15 protein-coding genes are annotated in these 16,156 nt (G+C 71.2%); 10 read left to right on the forward strand and 5 right to left on the reverse strand.

Annotation, left to right across the window (positions count from 1 at the left end; all coding sequences use genetic code 11):
- Nucleotides 1-5 precede the first annotated feature (5 nt).
- The 3 genes from LGI35_RS30560 to rpmB all read right to left on the reverse strand — a co-directional run bounded on the left by LGI35_RS30560 (nt 6) and on the right by rpmB (nt 4,681).
- Complete coding sequence (locus LGI35_RS30560; protein WP_227297404.1) at nt 6-1,262, reverse strand: FAD-dependent monooxygenase; 1,257 nt, start codon at nt 1,260-1,262, stop codon at nt 6-8.
- Nucleotides 1,263-1,297: 35 nt separating this feature from the next.
- The gene (locus LGI35_RS30565; RefSeq protein WP_227297407.1) at nt 1,298-4,318 is read right to left on the reverse strand and encodes an AfsR/SARP family transcriptional regulator; all 3,021 of its coding nucleotides are present in this window, start codon (nt 4,316-4,318) and stop codon (nt 1,298-1,300) included.
- 177 nt (nt 4,319-4,495) lie between these two features.
- Nucleotides 4,496-4,681, reverse strand: coding sequence for a 50S ribosomal protein L28 (gene rpmB, locus LGI35_RS30570; protein WP_003951095.1), 186 nt, complete (start codon nt 4,679-4,681; stop codon nt 4,496-4,498).
- A gap of 247 nt (nt 4,682-4,928) precedes the next feature.
- On the opposite strand from rpmB, the gene LGI35_RS30575 reads away from it, so the two are divergent.
- The 9 genes from LGI35_RS30575 (at nt 4,929) to mutM (ending at nt 14,073) form a co-directional block, all read left to right on the forward strand.
- Nucleotides 4,929-6,590, forward strand: coding sequence for a DAK2 domain-containing protein (locus LGI35_RS30575; protein WP_227297410.1), 1,662 nt, complete (start codon nt 4,929-4,931; stop codon nt 6,588-6,590).
- A gap of 222 nt (nt 6,591-6,812) precedes the next feature.
- Complete coding sequence (gene recG / locus LGI35_RS30580) at nt 6,813-9,029, forward strand: ATP-dependent DNA helicase RecG (RefSeq protein ID WP_227297412.1); 2,217 nt, start codon at nt 6,813-6,815, stop codon at nt 9,027-9,029.
- A 52-nt stretch (nt 9,030-9,081) separates the two neighbouring features.
- Nucleotides 9,082-9,684 (forward strand): 16S rRNA (guanine(966)-N(2))-methyltransferase RsmD, encoded by a 603-nt coding sequence (rsmD, locus tag LGI35_RS30585; protein ID WP_116509421.1) that lies wholly within the window; start codon nt 9,082-9,084, stop codon nt 9,682-9,684.
- A 26-nt stretch (nt 9,685-9,710) separates the two neighbouring features.
- Entirely contained in the window at nt 9,711-10,190 is a 480-nt protein-coding gene (gene coaD, locus LGI35_RS30590) for a pantetheine-phosphate adenylyltransferase (protein ID WP_227300596.1), read from the forward strand.
- 73 nt (nt 10,191-10,263) lie between these two features.
- On the forward strand, nt 10,264-11,325 hold the full coding sequence (locus LGI35_RS30595) for an ATP synthase F0 subunit B (protein ID WP_227297415.1): 1,062 nt from the start codon (nt 10,264-10,266) through the stop codon (nt 11,323-11,325).
- A 152-nt stretch (nt 11,326-11,477) separates the two neighbouring features.
- Entirely contained in the window at nt 11,478-12,113 is a 636-nt protein-coding gene (locus tag LGI35_RS30600; RefSeq protein WP_116513387.1) for a YceD family protein, read from the forward strand.
- 2 nt (nt 12,114-12,115) lie between these two features.
- The gene (gene rpmF, locus LGI35_RS30605) at nt 12,116-12,289 is read left to right on the forward strand and encodes a 50S ribosomal protein L32 (RefSeq protein WP_006139588.1); all 174 of its coding nucleotides are present in this window, start codon (nt 12,116-12,118) and stop codon (nt 12,287-12,289) included.
- A gap of 19 nt (nt 12,290-12,308) precedes the next feature.
- Entirely contained in the window at nt 12,309-13,109 is an 801-nt protein-coding gene (rnc, locus tag LGI35_RS30610; protein ID WP_227297416.1) for a ribonuclease III, read from the forward strand.
- Nucleotides 13,110-13,206: 97 nt separating this feature from the next.
- Nucleotides 13,207-14,073: a bifunctional DNA-formamidopyrimidine glycosylase/DNA-(apurinic or apyrimidinic site) lyase gene (gene mutM, locus LGI35_RS30615; protein WP_227297418.1), complete on the forward strand. Its 867-nt coding sequence runs from the start codon at nt 13,207-13,209 to the stop codon at nt 14,071-14,073.
- On the opposite strand, the gene LGI35_RS30620 is transcribed toward mutM, so the two are convergent.
- Both LGI35_RS30620 and LGI35_RS30625 read right to left on the reverse strand, forming a co-directional pair.
- The gene (locus LGI35_RS30620; protein WP_227297420.1) at nt 14,040-14,432 is read right to left on the reverse strand and encodes a winged helix-turn-helix transcriptional regulator; all 393 of its coding nucleotides are present in this window, start codon (nt 14,430-14,432) and stop codon (nt 14,040-14,042) included. The two genes, mutM and LGI35_RS30620, sit on opposite strands and share 34 nt — an antisense overlap.
- Before the next feature lie 72 nt (nt 14,433-14,504).
- Nucleotides 14,505-15,611 (reverse strand): CAP domain-containing protein, encoded by a 1,107-nt coding sequence (locus LGI35_RS30625; RefSeq protein ID WP_227297421.1) that lies wholly within the window; start codon nt 15,609-15,611, stop codon nt 14,505-14,507.
- Nucleotides 15,612-15,745: 134 nt separating this feature from the next.
- Between LGI35_RS30625 and LGI35_RS30630 the strand changes: the two genes are divergently transcribed.
- Nucleotides 15,746-16,027 carry an acylphosphatase gene (locus LGI35_RS30630; RefSeq protein WP_227297422.1) on the forward strand — a complete coding sequence of 94 codons (282 nt, stop codon included), beginning with the start codon at nt 15,746-15,748 and terminating at the stop codon, nt 16,025-16,027.
- Nucleotides 16,028-16,156 lie beyond the last annotated feature (129 nt).

The raw sequence follows: 16,156 nt of genomic DNA on the forward strand, positions 1-16,156 counted from the left end.
CGGGCTCACCGGCCGCGTACCGCCACGGCCGGTGCGTCCAGCAGGGCCGGGTAGTCCTTCAGGTCGAGCGCGGTCGCGGCCTTCTCCGTCAGGCGCTTGAAGAACCCGGCCATCAGGCGGGAGCTGAGCAGCCGGTACATCCGGTCACGGCTGCGGATCTTCCGCTCGGTGGGCGGCGCGAAGAACGGGCCCGCGTTGCCCGAGATCTTCTGGCAGCCCTTCGCGAAGTCCCCGATCTGTGCCTCGTAGGCGGCGAACGCGGTGCGGTGATCGCCGCCGGCCAGGGCCAGTTCACCCGCCAGGACGTATGCGCCGACGACCGCGACGCCGGTGCCCATGCCGCCCATCGTGGCGCCGTACCCCGCGTCGCCGAGCAGGACCACGCGACCCTTGGTGAGCCGGTCGACATGGATCTGCGCGATGGCGTCGAAGTACAGGTCGTCCGCGTCCTCCAGCGCCTCGAGGACCCGGGGCGCCTCCCAGCCCATCCCCGCGAACCGCTCCGCAAGGATCCGCTTCTGCCCGTCCACGTCCCTGCGGTCGAGGACCAGAGGCCCGGAGCGGAACACCAGGAGCGCGCCCGCGCGGTCCGGGTCCCCGTCGTAGTTGCTGACGGAGACCGCGCGGCCCGGGTCGCTGTAGAGCCTGCCGGTGCGGTCGAGGCCCAGGTGGTTGGGGATGCCGAAGCCGGCCACGTAGTGGTCGAGAAAGCGCAGATAGCGGGACTCGTCACCGAACACGAGGCGACGGGTGGGGGAGTGCAGTCCGTCGGCCGCCACGACGAGATCGAAGCGGCGGGGCGCCGCGCGCTCGAAGGTGACGTCGACCCCGTCGTCGTCCTGGGCCAGGGTGGCGATCGAGTCACCGAAGACGTACTCCACGGTGTCCCTGCCGTGCTCGTACAGGATGTGGGCGAGGTCGCCGCGGAAGATCTCCACGTCGCCGCTCATCAGCTCCGCCGGCAGATCGACGCGCGGGGTGCCGTCGGCGTCGACGACCGTCTGGCGGCCCATGCGGGTCTGGCGCGCGTGGATGTCGTCGTGGATGCCGAGGGCGGTCAGGACCGTGCAGTGCACCCAGCCGCGGAAGTCGACCGCGAATCCGCCCTCGCGCAGGGCGGGGGCCTTCTCGACGACGGTGACGCGGGCTCCGTGGAGGGACAGGGCGAGGGCGACGGCGGGGCCGGCGACGCTGGCGCCGGAGACCAGGACGTCGAGGTGGGACAGCCGGGTCGATGCGTACGGGGTGTGTGTGTTCGTCATGTCCCCGAGCCTCGCGGGCGCCCCTGACCACCCGCTTACCGTCGGCTGACCGCCGCTGATCTCATGGCCCGGCCCTCTTTGAACGCCCTCTCGTACGTCTCCGGAGTGAGGGCCGCACGGACCCATGCCTCTACGGGGGCGACGTCCGGGTCCCCGGCGAGCGCGAGGCCGCGCAGACCCGCACCGGCCCCGAGCAGCACCGCGGCCTCGCGCGGACCCTGCGCCACGGAGGCCAACGCCTCGGCCACGTCCGCGAGTTCGAGGGCGCGCGTGGGCCCGTCGCAGAGCGCGAGCCCCTGCTCGAACCAGTCGCGCGCCTCGTCGGGCCGTGACGCGGCGAGGGCGACGCGGCCCAGACCGATCAGGGTCCGCACGGTCTCGCCGACGCTGAACCAGTTCGCCGCGCACAGCTCGAGAGCCGCTTCGTAGTGCACGCGCGCGTGCTCCGTGTCCCCGCCGGTCCGTGCCACATCGCCGAGCCCGCGCCGCGCGCTCGCCACCTTGTCGGGGACGGCCGCCGTACGGGCCATCGCGGCCGACCGCGTGAAGTGGTCTGCGGCGTCCCGGAGTTGGCCCTGGTGAAGCAGGACGTACGCCCGCCGGTGCAGCAGATCGGCGGTCTCCTCCGGGGCTTCGAGCGCGGCCACATGCGCGAGACCCTCGTCGAGCAGCGCCAGGGCCCGCTCCCGATCACCGCGCCAGTCCGCGAACATGCCCAGCGGATCAAGGCAGTTGGCCATGCCCCATCGGTCCCCGGTCGCCCGGAAGCCGGCGAGCGCCCGCTCGAAGTGCTCCTCCGACGTGACGGGGCGCCCCGCGAACCACTCCTGGAAGCCCAGGCCGACATCGAGCAGCGCGAGCCCCCAGGGCGCTTCGCCGACCTGCCGGCGCACCCGCTCCTTCACGGCGTACTGCGGCCCGTACGCCACCGACCACAGGACCACCACGAACGGCCGCCGCAGCGCGTGGTCCCGGGATGCGAGCACGGCCTCCGCGCGGGCCAGGCGCTCCGGTTCGCGCGGGTCGTTCCCGTCGCCCGCGACCGTGTTGATCACGCACAGGACGTACTCCTCGGCAAGGTCCTCCGGCGGCTCGTCCCCGAGCGCAGCGAGCAGCTCGCGGGCCAGCGGCACATGCGCGCCGTGCAGCCCGCGCAGCCGCCAGAACCAGGACAGGTCCGCCATCAGCCGCAGCGCCGCGTGCGGGTCCGCGCGCACGAGATGACGCAGGGCCGCCGACAGGTTGTCCCGCTCGGCCCCGAGCGCGGCCAGCCGCGGCAGTTGCCCGCCGCCGCGCAGATACGGCTCCGCCTGCGCCGCCAGTCCCCGGAAGTACGCGGCGTGCGCGTCCCGCAGCCGCGACAACTCGCCCTCGTCGGCCAGGTGCTCCGCGCAGAACGCACGGATCGTCTGAAGCATCCGGTAGCGGCCACCGGCCGCTTCCAGGAAGGACTTCTCAGTGAGCGAGGCCAGCAGGTCCTCCGGGTACGGCACCCCGCACACGGCCTCGACCGCGGCGAGCGTCGCGCCCCCGGACGACCCTCCGGCGAACACGGCCATCCGCCGCGCGAGATCCCGCTCCTCCTCGTCGAGCAGCTCCCAGCTCCACTCGACGACGGCGCGCAGCGTGCGGTGCCGGGGCGCCTTGGTGCGGTCGCCGCGGGACAGCAGCCGGAAGCGGTCGCCCAGGCGGTCGGCGAGCTCGTCGACGGTGAGCGTGCGCAGCCTGGCCGCGGCGAGTTCGATCGCCAGCGGCAGCCCGTCGAGGGCCTCGCAGATCCCGTGAACGGCCTCCACGCGCGCGTGCAGATCGGCATCGGGCCGTACGGCGGCCGCCCGGTCCATGAACAGACGCGCGGCGGGACCGGCCGCGAGCGGCGGCACCGGGCACAGCGCCTCACCGGTGATGCCGAGCGCCTCTCGGCTCGTGGCGAGGATCCGCAGCCCGGGACACGCGCCGAGCAACATGCCCGCGGTGCGGGCCGCGTCGTCGACGAGATGCTCGCAGTTGTCGAGCACGAGCAGCACCTCGCGTCCCTCCAGCGCGTCGATCAGCCGCTCGACCGGATCCCCCTGGGGCCCCCGGAACCCCTCACGCACCCCGAGCGCAGCGAGCAGCGCGTACGGCACCAGCTCCCCGTCGGCGAGAGGCGCCAGCTCGGCCCAGCACACGTCGGTCCTGTCCCGTGCGGCCTCGGCCGCGAGCCGGGTCTTGCCCGCCCCGCCCGGACCCGTCAGCGTCACGAGCCGCGCCCCGGCGAGCAAGGCGTCGATCCGCGAGAGTTCGTCGGTCCGCCCGACGAACCGGGTCAACTGCGCGGGAACGCCCCGCCCGCGCGCGGGTTCCCGCCCCCGCAGGAGTTCCAGGTGCAGCGCCGAGAGCTCCGCCGAGGGATCGGCCCCCAGCTCGTCGGCGAGGACACGCCGCACCTCCTCGTACACGGCGAGCGCCTCGGCGGGCCGCCCGTCGGCGTGGAGGGCGCGCATCAGCTGACCGTAGAGGCGTTCGCTGAGGGGATGGGCGGCGATCAACTCCCGCAGCTCGGGGACGAGGCCGCCACCCGAGCCGAGCGCGAGTTCCGCCTCGATACGGGTCTGGGCGGCGGTGAGCCGGATCTCGTCGAGACGGCTGCCGAAGGCGGCAGGCAGGTCGGCGAGAGCCGGACCGCGCCAGAGCCCGAGCGCCTCCCCGAGAAGTGCGGAAGCCCGGGAAGGGTCCCCGGCCGTGAGCGCCCGCTCGCCCTCGGCGGCCAGCCGCTCGAAGCGGTGCACGTCCACGTCGTCCGGGCCGACGGCCAGCCGGTAGCCCGCCGGGGTGGTCTCGATGCCGAGGGAGAGCCGCTTGCGCAGCCGTGAGACCTGTGACTGCAGCGCGTTCGCGGCACCGGCCGGCGGCTCGTCCCCGTACAGGCCGTCGATCAGACGCTCCGCCGGGACGGTCCGGCCGGCCTCCAGGAGCAGCAGCGTCAGCAACGCCCGCGGCCGCGGACCGCCGGGGTCCAGCGGGGTGCCGTCGGGGGCGCGTACGTCGAGGGGGCCCAGGATGCCGAAGCGCATTGGTCAGATTGTGGCAGGGGTTACGAGGAGCGTCCCGGGCCTGTGCTCTTGGGACTCCGGCATGAGAACGGCAGGGAACCGGCAGGGAAGCGACAGGAAAACGGCATAAAAAAGGACCGGTCCCCGAGGGGACCGGTCCTTAAAGCAACCAGCTAGGTGGCCGCGCTACGCGTTACGTCAGCGCGAGACCTTGCCGGCCTTGATGCACGAGGTGCAGACGTTGAGCCGCTTCGGCGTCCGCCCGACCACTGCACGCACACGCTGGATGTTCGGGTTCCAGCGACGGGACGTACGGCGGTGCGAGTGCGAAATGTTGTTGCCGAAGCTCGGCCCCTTGCCGCAGACGTCGCAGTTGGCAGCCACGGGTCACTCCAAGACTTCAGATGCACTTACGGTTGATCCCGGCATGCCGGGATCGGATCGGAGGATCTGAGTGGCGGTGCCAGGGGAAGGCCCGATGGATATCGGGCAACCGGAGCAGCATACAACGGCTGCTTCGGTAGAACGAAACTACCATGGTTGCCCCGGTCGCCGTCCCGGGCCCTCTTCCGGAGGGACCCCCTCCGGGGTCTACGCTGCGATGCCAGTTCGGCTGCTCTAGGAGGCGCAGGTGCCGCAGGTGCTCGACGTCCACGCGGTGCGCGCCTGGTGCGCACTGGCCCTGGAGGCGCTCGGGCGGGACCGCGAGGAGATCGACGCGATCAACGTCTACCCCGTCGCCGACGGGGACACAGGCACCAATCTGTACCTGACCGTCGAGTCCGCGGTACAAGCCGTGGAAGCGGTCTTCACGGGCCTCGAACCCACACCGCCCGCGCTGCCCGACGTCGTCCACGCGATGGCTCACGGAGCCCTGATCGGGGCCCGCGGAAACTCCGGAACGATCCTCGCCCAGCTCCTTCGCGGCATGGCCCAGGTCCTCGCCGGGAACGTCGGCGGTGAGGCGGATCACAGCGAAGGCGCCGACGGGGACAGCCTGCGGCGCGCACTGCGCCGGGCCGCCGAGTCCGCACGGGAGGCGGTCGCGCATCCCGTGGAGGGCACGGTTCTGACGGTGGCCGCCGCCGCTGCCGACGCCGCCGACGGTCACTCAGGACACTGCGGAGACGTGGCCCGCGCCGCGTACGACGGTGCCCGTGCCGCGCTCGACGCGACGCCGGGACAGCTCGCGGTCCTGGGGCGCGCGGGCGTCGTGGACGCGGGCGGGCGCGGGCTGGTGGCCGTACTCGGTGCGCTGACCGAGGCGCTCTCGGGCGACCCGGTGGCACCTCCGGGCGGACGGGGCGTGCACCACGCGCGCGTGGCCGTCGACCAGGCGCTGGACTGCGCGGACGGCGAAGGGCCCGCCTTCGAGGTGATCTACCTCCTGGAGGCCGACGACCAGGCCGTGGCGCGGCTGCGGACCCGGCTCGACGGCCTCGGCGACTCCCTCGTGGTCGTCGGCGGCGACGGGCTGTGGAACGTCCATGTGCACGTCGACGACGCGGGCGCCGCCGTCGAGGCGGGTGTCGAGGCCGGCCGTCCGTACCGCATCCGCATCACGCACTTCGCCGCCGGCGACGCCCATACGACGCACCCCACGTCCGGCTCCGCGCCGACCGGGGAACGCGCTCAGCGCGCGATCGTCGCCGTGGTCCCCGGGGAGGGGCTCGCCGGCCTGTACAGCGAGGCGGGCGCCACCGTCGTACCCGAGCGGCCCGGCGAGGTGCCCGGCAGCGGGGAACTGGTCGAGGCGATCCGGCGGGCGTACGCACGCGAAGTGGTGCTCCTGCCGAACGACGCCGAGCTGCGCCACACCGCCGCGGCGGCGGCCGAGCAGGCCCGCACCGAAGGCGTGCGGGTCGCCCTCATCCCCACCCGGTCCGCGATCCAGGGCATCGCCGCGCTCGCCGTCCACGAGAAGGAGCGGCGCTTCGACGAGGACGTCGTCGCGATGACGTCGGCGGCCGGCGCGACCCGCTACGCCGAACTGGCCGTCGCCGAGCGGCAGTCGTGGACGATGGCCGGCATCTGCCAGGCCGGGGACTTCCTCGGCCTCATCGACGGGGACGTCGCCGTGATCGGCGAAGAGGTGACGCGGACGGCCCGTACGACCCTCGACAGGATGCTGGCCGCGGGCGGCGAGATGGTCACTCTCGTCCTCGGCGACGAGGTTCCCGACGAGGTCGCCGACCGGCTCGAACAGCACGTACGCGAGACGTACCTGGCCGTCGACACCGTGGTCTACCGGGGCGGACGGAACTCCGCGCTGATGCTCATCGGTGTCGAGTAGGAGCACACCTGTCGACGAGTCTGAGAATCAGTGGCGTGGTGTGCGCAGTGACTCCGCCGTTGCGTGGACGCGATGGCTTCTCACCCGTCCGCTGATGCGGATGCATGACGGACAAGCCATGCCCGGTGCCTGAAAGGCACGCCGCGACCCTGGCGCGTTGCCGACGCTCGGAGTCGCGGATCATGCGATCGCGAGCCGCCGATGTCAGAGCCATGGTGTGAAATGAATTCCGTGCCCGCGCTCGAAGAACCGCTGAAGAAAGCGCTCGGTCCCGCCACCGCGAAGGTGATGGCCGAGCACCTAGGCCTGCACACGGTCGGTGACCTGCTCCACCACTATCCGCGCAGATACGCGGAGCGCGGCGAGCTCACCCGCCTCGCCGACCTGCCCCTCGACGAGCACGTCACCGTGGTCGCCCAGGTCGCGAGCGCCCGCATCCTGAAGTTCAACGGCGGCACCGGCCAGCGCCTCGAAGTGACCATCACGGACGGCAGCGGCCAGCTCCAGCTGGTCTTCTTCGGCCGCGGCATCCACAAGCCGCACAAGGACCTCCTGCCCGGCACGCGCGCGATGTTCGCGGGCAAGGCCTCCGTCTTCAACCGCAAGATGCAGCTCGCCCACCCGGCGTACGAGCTGCTGCGGACCGACGCCCTGGACGCCGGCGAGGCCGACGAGGCGATCGGCTCCTGGGCCGGCGCCCTTCTCCCGATCTACCCGGCCACCGCCAAGCTGGAGTCCTGGAAGATCGCCAAGGCCGTCGACATGGTGCTGCCCAGCGCCCAGGAGGCTCTCGACCCCCTGCCGGACTCGCTGCGTGAGGGCCGCGGCCTCGTCCCGCTGCCCGAAGCACTCCTGAAGGTCCACCGGCCCCACACGAAGGCGGACATCGCCGACGCCCGCGCCCGCCTCAAGTGGGACGAGGCGTTCGTCCTCCAAGTCGCCCTCGCCAGGCGGAGATTCGCCGACGCGCAGCTGCCCGCCGTGGCCCGCGTCCCCCGCTCCGACGGCTTGCTCACGGCGTTCGACGCGAAGCTCCCCTTCACCCTCACCGACGGCCAGCAGAAGGTCTCCAAGGAAATCTTCGACGGCCTCGCCACCGAACACCCGATGCACCGCCTGCTCCAGGGAGAGGTCGGTTCCGGCAAGACGATGGTCGCCCTGCGCGCCATGCTCGCCGTTGTCGACGCGGGCGGGCAGGCCGCGATGCTCGCGCCGACCGAGGTCCTCGCCCAGCAGCACCACCGCTCCATCACCGAGATGATGGGTGAGCTCGCCGAGGGCGGGATGCTCGGGGGCGCCGAGCACTCCACCAAGGTCGTCCTGCTCACCGGCTCCATGGGCGTCGCCGCCCGCCGCCAGGCCCTTCTCGACCTCGTCACGGGCGACGCGGGCATCGTCATCGGGACGCACGCCCTGATCGAGGACAAGGTCCAGTTCCACGACCTGGGACTGGTCGTCGTCGACGAGCAGCACCGCTTCGGTGTCGAGCAGCGCGATGCCCTGCGCGGCAAGGGCAAGCAGCCCCCGCACCTGCTGGTCATGACGGCCACCCCCATTCCCCGTACGGTCGCGATGACGGTCTTCGGAGACCTGGAGACCTCCGTCCTCGACCAGCTGCCCGCCGGGCGCTCGCCCATCGCCACCCATGTCGTGCCCGCCGCCGACAAGCCGCACTTCCTCGCGCGCGCCTGGGAGCGCGTGCGCGAGGAAGTGGAGAACGGGCATCAGGCGTACGTCGTCTGTCCCCGCATCGGCGACGAGGAGGAGCAGGGCAAGAAGGGCAAGGGGGCCAAGAAGGAGTCCGCCGAGGACGCGGCCGAGAAGCGGCCTCCGCTCGCCGTCCTGGACGTCGCGGAGGAGCTGGCCCACGGCGCTCTGCGCGGGCTGAAGGTCGAGGTTCTGCACGGCAGGATGCAGCCCGACGACAAGGACGCCGTGATGCGCCGCTTCGCCGCGGGCGAGACGGACGTCCTGGTAGCGACCACGGTCATCGAGGTCGGGGTGAACGTGCCGAACGCCACAGCCATGGTGATCATGGACGCCGACCGCTTCGGCGTCTCCCAGCTCCATCAGCTGCGCGGCCGCGTCGGCCGTGGCTCGGCGGCGGGCCTGTGTCTCCTGGTCAGCGAGATGCCGGAGGCCAGCCCGGCCCGCGCCCGTCTCGGCGCCGTCGCCGCCACGCTCGACGGGTTCGAGCTCTCCCGCATCGACCTGGAGCAGCGCCGCGAGGGCGACGTCCTCGGCCAGGCCCAGTCCGGGGTGCGCTCGTCCCTGCGCATGCTCGCCGTCATCGAGGACGAGGAGATCATCGCCGAGGCCCGCCAGGAGGCGACGGCCGTCGTCGCCGCCGACCCGGACCTGGAGCGCCTGCCGGGCCTGCGCACGGCCCTGGACGCGCTCCTGGACGAGGAGCGCGAGCAGTACCTCGACAAGGGCTGACAAACTGGAGGTCCCCGCACGTCCCTTCAGCCTCTTCTCCACTAGGACTCAGATGACCCGCGTGATCGCCGGCCGGGCCGGCGGACGTCGCCTGTCCGTCCCGCCGGGCAACGGCACCCGCCCCACGTCCGACCGGGCGCGCGAAGCCCTCTTCTCCACCTGGCAGTCACTGCTCGGCGGCGGCCCGCTCGACGGCGAGCGCGTGCTCGACCTGTACGGCGGCTCGGGTGCCGTGGGCCTGGAGGCGCTGTCGCGCGGCGCGGGGCACGCGCTCCTGGTGGAGGCCGACGCCCGCGCGGTCCGCACCATCCGCGAGAACGTGAAGTCCCTCGGCCTCCCCGGCGCCGAGGTCAGAGCGGGCAAAGCGGAACAGATCGTCCGGGGCCCGGCCCCCGCCACCCCGTACGACCTGGTCTTTCTCGACCCTCCCTATGTGGTCCCGGACGACGATCTTCGGGAGATTCTGCTCACACTCGCCTCTGGGGGCTGGCTCGCGGACGAAGCGCTCGTCACCGTGGAGCGAAGCACCAGGGGCGGTGTTTTCCCGTGGCCGGACGGATTCGAGGCACTGAGGTCCCGTCGCTACGGCGAGGGAACGTTTTGGTACGGTCGCGCCGCCCTGAAGAGCACCGTCACGTGCGAGGAAGCACCGTGACCGGACCGGAGAGCGAGGGACTCACGTTGCGCCGCGCCGTCTGTCCGGGGTCGTTCGACCCCATCACCAATGGCCACCTGGACATCATCGGCCGAGCGTCGAAGCTCTACGACGTCGTGCACGTCGCGGTGATGATCAACCAGTCGAAGAAGGGCCTCTTCGAGATCGAGGAGCGGATCGAGCTGATCCGCGAGGTCACCGCCGAGTTCGGCAACGTCGAGGTCGAGTCGTTCCACGGACTGCTCGTCGACTTCTGCAAGCAGCGTGACATCCCGGCCATCGTGAAGGGCCTGCGCGCCGTCAGCGACTTCGACTACGAGCTGCAGATGGCCCAGATGAACAACGGCCTCACGGGCGTGGAGACCCTCTTCGTCCCCACCAACCCGACGTACAGCTTCCTCTCCTCGTCCCTGGTGAAGGAAGTCGCGGCCTGGGGCGGCGACGTCTCCCACCTGGTGCCGCCGGCGGTCTTCGAGGCGCTCACCCAGCGCCTCCCCAAGAAGTGACATCCGGGCGCCAGTTGGCCGTACAGTCGTCCCGTCCGTCTCCAACACCCCTGTAGAGAGTGGCGAGCACACGGTGGACGTGCAGAAGAAGATCGACGAGATCGTCGCCGCGGTCGGCAATGCCCGGTCCATGCCCATGTCGGCCTCGTGTGTGGTCAATCGCGCCGACCTGCTCGCGATGCTCGAAGAGGTGCGCCAGGCGCTGCCCGGCTCCCTCGCGCAGGCCGAGGAGCTGATCGGCGGACGCGCGCAGATGGTCGAGCAGGCCCGTCAGGAGGCCGAGCGGATCATCGAGACGGCGCACGCCGAGCGCGGTTCGCTGATCTCCGACACCGAGGTCGCGCGCCGCTCCCAGGACGAAGGGGAGCGGATTCTCGCCGAGGCCCGCAAGGAGGCCGAGGAGATCCGCGCGGAGGCCGACGACTACGTCGACTCCAAGCTCGCCAACTTCGAGGTCGTCCTCACCAAGACCCTCGGCTCCGTGGGCCGCGGCCGCGAGAAGCTTCTCGGCACCGGCCCGGGCGTCGACGACCAGGGCTACGAGGACGAGGACGCCCCCGAGCGCAGCCACGACCCCGAGACCCTGCGCCGCGACGCCGACTCGTACGTCGACGTGAAGCTCGGCGCCTTCGAGGCGGTCCTCGCCAAGACCCTGGAGGCGGTCGGCCGCGGCCGGCACACGCTCCAGGGCCGGGTCGCCAGCGACGAACTCGGCACCCTCGGCGACGGCACGGGTACCCAGCACACCAGCGACGCCGACTACCTCGCCGGTCTCGCGGAGATCGGCAGCGCCCCCGCCGAGCCGGACCGGGAGATCCCCCAGGCCCCGCAGATCCCGGCCCAGCAGCCGGTGTACGCCCAGCAGCAGGACCCGCAACAGGACATGTACGGCTACCAGCAGCAGCCCTACGGCCAGCAGGACCCGTACGCGGCGTACCAGCAGGACCCGTACGCGTACCAGCAGCAGGACCCGTACGCCTACCAGCAGCACCAGCAGCAGGCCTACGACCAGGCCCAGGCGGGGTATGCGCAGCCGCAGGCGGCGCACGAGCCGGCGGCGCTCGACGAGACCAGCCTCTTCGACACGAGCATGATCAGCACGGAGCAGCTGAGGCAGTACGAACAGGGGCGCTGACTCCGGATTGGGCCGTGAGCGAAAGGTCCAGTATCCTGGTTCTTCGGTCGCGCGTACGTCCGCGATCACAGCTGCCCGGGTTCATTCGGGACAGCGATCCCCTTGAGCAGCTTGAACAGCCTGAGCATCGAAGATCGAAAGCAGGACCAGCCCTGAGTACGCACCTCGACCACCGCAACCCTCTCGTGTTCGATACGCACGAGCTGGGACGGCGTCCTGGTGCCCAGCAGCGGCTGACCCGCACGGTCGACGCCCCCAAGGACTTCGGTATCGAAGGGGTCATCGGAGTGCCGGAGGGCGCGCCGATGGAGCTCGAGGTCCGCCTCGAGTCGGTCATGGAAGGGGTGCTTGTCACAGGCACCGCCCGTGCATCGGCTCAGGGGGAGTGCGTAAGGTGTCTGGAGCCGCTCGGCCTCGAGGTCGACGCGGACTTCCAGGAGATGTTCTCGTACCCTGACGCCGACGACCGGGGCCGCACCGCGGAACCGGCCGACGACGCCGAGGAAGACGAGGACAGGCTCTTTCTCGAGGACGGCATGTTCGACCTCGAGCCTGTGCTGCGTGATGCGGTGGTGCTCGCACTGCCGATGCAGCCGGTGTGCCAGGACGACTGCCCGGGTCTGTGCTCCCAGTGCGGAGCTCGGCTCGCGGACGATCCGGACCACCACCACGACGCCGTCGACATCCGTTGGGCGGCACTGCAGGGACTCGCCGGGACCATCCAGGACGGCGAGAAGGACGAGATGAGCGGCGCCGAAGCTGGCGTCGACGAGAAGCAGGAGAAGTAGCCGTGGCTGTTCCGAAGCGGAAGATGTCGCGCAGCAACACGCGCCACCGCCGGTCGCAGTGGAAGGCTGCGGTCCCCACCCTGGTTGCGTGCGAGCGCTGCCACGAGCCCAAGCTGCAGCACATCGCGTGCCCGGCTTGCGGCACTTACAACAAGCGCCAGGTCCTCGAGGTCTGAGCGGCTGGTGAGAGGCGCAATGTCTGAGTCGAACAAGACGGACAATGCCTCGTCCCACACGCTTCTGGAAGGGCGGCTCGGGTACAAGCTCGAGTCCGCCCTTCTGGTGCGTGCACTGACCCACCGTTCGTACGCGTACGAGAACGGCGGTCTTCCGACGAACGAGCGGCTCGAGTTCCTCGGGGACTCCGTGCTCGGCCTCGTCGTCACGGACACGCTGTACACCACCCACCCCGACCTGCCCGAAGGCCAGCTGGCCAAGTTGCGGGCCGCGGTGGTCAATTCGCGTGCACTTGCGGAGGTCAGCCGTGGGCTCGATCTGGGTTCCTTCATCCGGCTCGGCCGGGGCGAAGAGGGCACGGGCGGCCGGGACAAGGCGTCCATCCTCGCCGACACGCTCGAAGCGGTGATCGGCGCCGTCTATCTCGACCAGGGTCTGGACGCGGCGGGCGAACTCGTCCACCGTCTCTTCGATCCCCTGATCGAGAAGTCCTCGAATCTGGGTGCGGGCCTGGACTGGAAGACCAGTCTCCAGGAGCTCACCGCGACCGAGGGGCTCGGCGTTCCCGAGTACCTGGTCTCGGAGACCGGCCCCGACCACGAGAAGACCTTTACTGCTGCCGCCCGCGTCGGAGGCGTCTCGTACGGCACCGGCACCGGCCGCAGCAAGAAGGAAGCGGAGCAGCAGGCCGCTGAATCGGCATGGCGCGCGATCCGCGCGGCTGCCGACGAGCGCGCCGAGGCGGCGAAGACGGCTGATGCCGTCCAGGCCACCGTGGCAGCCGAGGGGAACGCCGACTCCTCCTCGGCGTCTGCCTGACGCCCGCATCCGAACTGTCCGGTGCCGACCGTCCTGAGGGGCGGTCGGCACCGTTCGTTTCGTTCCAGAGCTTCCAGAGCCCTCACAAGGAGACACCGTGCCCGAGCTGCCCGAGGTCGAGGTCGTACGGCGCGGACTCGAGCGCTGGGTCGCCCACCGCACCGTCGCCGACGTGGAGGTCCTGCACCCGCGCGCCGTGCGCCGTCACATCGGGGGCGGCGAGGACTTCGCGAACCGGCTGAAGGACCAGCGCATCGGCGTACCCGAGCGGCGCGGGAAGTATCTGTGGCTTCCGCTGGAGCCGACGGGCGGCGCGATCCTCGCGCACCTCGGCATGAGCGGACAGCTCCTGGTGCAGCCGGCCGAGGCGCCGGACGAAAAGCATCTGCGCATCCGCGTGCGCTTCGCCGACGAGCTGGGTACGGAGCTGCGCTTCATCGACCAGCGCACCTTCGGCGGTCTCTCGTTGCACGAGACGGGCCCCGACGGGCTGCCGGACGTCATCGCGCACATCGCGCGCGATCCGCTGGACCCGAAGTTCGACGACGCGGCATTCCACGAGGCGCTGCGCAGGCGCCGTACGACCATCAAGCGGGCCCTGCTCGACCAGTCACTGATCAGCGGCGTCGGCAACATCTACGCGGACGAGGCGCTGTGGCGCTCGCGGCTCCACTACGAGAGGCCGACCACCGGCTTCACTCGCCCGCGCACGGCCGAACTCCTCGGCCACGTACGGGACGTGATGAACGCGGCCCTCGCCGTCGGAGGCACCAGCTTCGACAGCCTCTATGTGAATGTGAACGGCGAGTCCGGCTACTTCGACCGCTCGCTCGACGCCTACGGGCGCGAGGGCGAGCCCTGCCGGCGCTGCGGCACGATCATTCGCCGGCGCCCCTGGATGAACCGCTCCAGCTACTTCTGTCCGCGCTGTCAGCGCCCGCCGCGGGCCCCGTCCGTGTCGTAGCGGGAGCGCGAGGCGAGCACGTCGTCCATCCGGCCCTCGACGAACTGGATGAGGGTGAGCAGCCGTTCGGAGATCTCGCGTCCGAGCGGCGTCAGCTCGTAGTCCACGCGCGGCGGGTTGGTCGGCTGCGCCTCGCGGTGCACGAGGCCGTCGCGCTCCAGCGCGTGCAGGGTCTGCGACAGCATCTTCTCGCTCACGCCGTCCACGCGGCGCCGCAGCTCGTTGAAGCGGAAGCTGCCCTCGTGCAGCGCCCCGAGCGTGAGCGCACCCCAACGGCCCGTCACGTGCTCGAGGGTGCCGCGGGACGGACACTGCCGGGAGAACACGTCGTACGCGAGGTCGCCACCGCTCGATTCCATGCGGCAAGCGTACTCCGGCGCAGCGCGAACCTCAGGGGTGCGCTAACTCATGGTAAGTGCGGGTCGTCGGCGTCAGAAGCCGAAGTCCTGCGTCCACCACGGGCCGCCCGACCCGAAGTGCACGCCGACACCCAGCGTCTTGTAGTCGCAGTTGAGGATGTTCGCGCGGTGGCCGGGGCTGTTCATCCAGGAGTCCATGACGGACTGGGCGTTGGCCTGGCCACGGGCTATGTTCTCGCCGCCGAGGTCCGTTATGCCGGCCTTCTTCGCGCGGTCCCAGGGGGTCGCGCCGTCCGGGTCGGTGTGGTCGAAGAAGCCGCGCGCCGCCATGTCCTCGCTGAAGTTCCCGGCGAGGGAGGCGAGGCCGCTGTCCGCGGTCACCGGGCTGCAGCCGACCTTGGCCCGTTCCGTGTTGACCAGCGCGAGCACCTGGGCCTCGGCCGACGCCTCGCCGGACGGGGCCTTCAGGCTGGGCGCGGTCACCGGGGGCGTCGGCTTCGTGGTGGCGGTCTTCGAAGGGGTCGCGGTCCTGGGCGAGGTCGCCGTGCCGCCGGAACCGGAGGACTTGCTCGGTGACGCGGTCTTCGACGGGGTCGAAGACGGCTTCGACGAAGACCGCGAAGGCGAGGCGGAAGGAGAGTCCGAGCGCTCCGCGCTGCGGCTCGCGGAGGTTGGGGCGCGGTCGGCGCTGCCGTCCGTACCGCCCTGCGTCTGGAGCCCTGAGGGGGAGTCGGCGGCGCGCACCTTGTCGGCGCCGTCGCCGCCGCCCAGCGAGTAGTTGTCCATGCCGGGGACCACCCCGGTGGCCACTGCGACGGCGCCCATCGCCACGGCGGCCGAGACTCCGAGGAGTCCCGTCCGCACCGGCCTGGCGGCGCGCTTCCTGCGGCGGTGCGAGCTGCTGCCCGGGCTCCCGGAAGGTGCGTACGCGGCCTGGGGCTCGCCCGGGTAGGCCTCGTCGAAGGCCCACCCCGGGTCACCGTTCGCCGACCCCCGCGGGCCCGTGCCGTACGGGCCGGCGAATCCGCCGCCGGCGTACCTCTCCTCGTGCGCGCCGCCGTACGCGCCGGTCTGCCCGGCCTCGTACGTATCGTCGTGCCCGGCATACGAACCGGCCGTGCTGTCCGTGGCGCGACCCGTGGCGGCGCGGCCGGCGTCGGAGCGTCGGTGGCGTCCCATCTTGTGGCCTTCCTCGTCCTCGCTGTGGTCAACGTGACTCACCCGTACGGGTGAGTCACATTGGTCCGGGACGGTACCCCAAGACGCATGGGGGCGAAGTGCTCCGGGTGCAATTGGCCGGTTAGCGTGCCCCTATGAACGAAGACGTACGCATCACCGCCTGGGTGCGCGGACGCGTCCAACGTGTGGGTTTTCGATGGTTCACGCGGGCGAAGGCTCTTGAGATCGGCGGCCTGAGTGGCTTTGCTCTCAATTTGGACGACGGTCGGGTCCAGGTCGTCGCGGAGGGGCCGCGCGAGAGTTGTCAGGGCCTTCTCGACTGGCTCCGCGACGGCGACACACCCGGGAGGGTTGACGGAGTCACGGAGATCTGGGACGCCCCGCGCGGCGGATACGCCGACTTCGCCATTCGCTGAGAAGGATGCGCAGGCCAGGACCCTGAGAGGCGTTCATGACATGCTCCGGGCAACTGCGCGGGGCATGAATGACCTGGTGGTTGCCAATAAGAGCTTGTCGTGGCAGGCTCGCGAAGTAAGGATGATCTC

The sequence above is a fragment of the Streptomyces longhuiensis genome, assembly GCF_020616555.1.
GTDB lineage: Bacteria > Actinomycetota > Actinomycetes > Streptomycetales > Streptomycetaceae > Streptomyces > Streptomyces longhuiensis.

Bases quoted from the DNA above. Each gene is read 5' to 3' on its own strand.
- LGI35_RS30560 (WP_227297404.1), bottom strand. From the start codon at position 1,262: ATGACGAACACACACACCCCGTACGCATCGACCCGGCTGTCCCACCTC.
- LGI35_RS30565 (WP_227297407.1), bottom strand. From the start codon at position 4,318: ATGCGCTTCGGCATCCTGGGCCCCCTCGACGTACGCGCCCCCGACGGC.
- recG (WP_227297412.1), top strand. From the start codon at position 6,813: ATGAATTCCGTGCCCGCGCTCGAAGAACCGCTGAAGAAAGCGCTCGGT.
- rsmD (WP_116509421.1), top strand. From the start codon at position 9,082: ATGACCCGCGTGATCGCCGGCCGGGCCGGCGGACGTCGCCTGTCCGTC.
- rnc (WP_227297416.1), top strand. From the start codon at position 12,309: ATGTCTGAGTCGAACAAGACGGACAATGCCTCGTCCCACACGCTTCTG.
- LGI35_RS30620 (WP_227297420.1), bottom strand. From the start codon at position 14,432: ATGGAATCGAGCGGTGGCGACCTCGCGTACGACGTGTTCTCCCGGCAG.
- LGI35_RS30625 (WP_227297421.1), bottom strand. From the start codon at position 15,611: ATGGGACGCCACCGACGCTCCGACGCCGGCCGCGCCGCCACGGGTCGC.
- LGI35_RS30630 (WP_227297422.1), top strand. From the start codon at position 15,746: ATGAACGAAGACGTACGCATCACCGCCTGGGTGCGCGGACGCGTCCAA.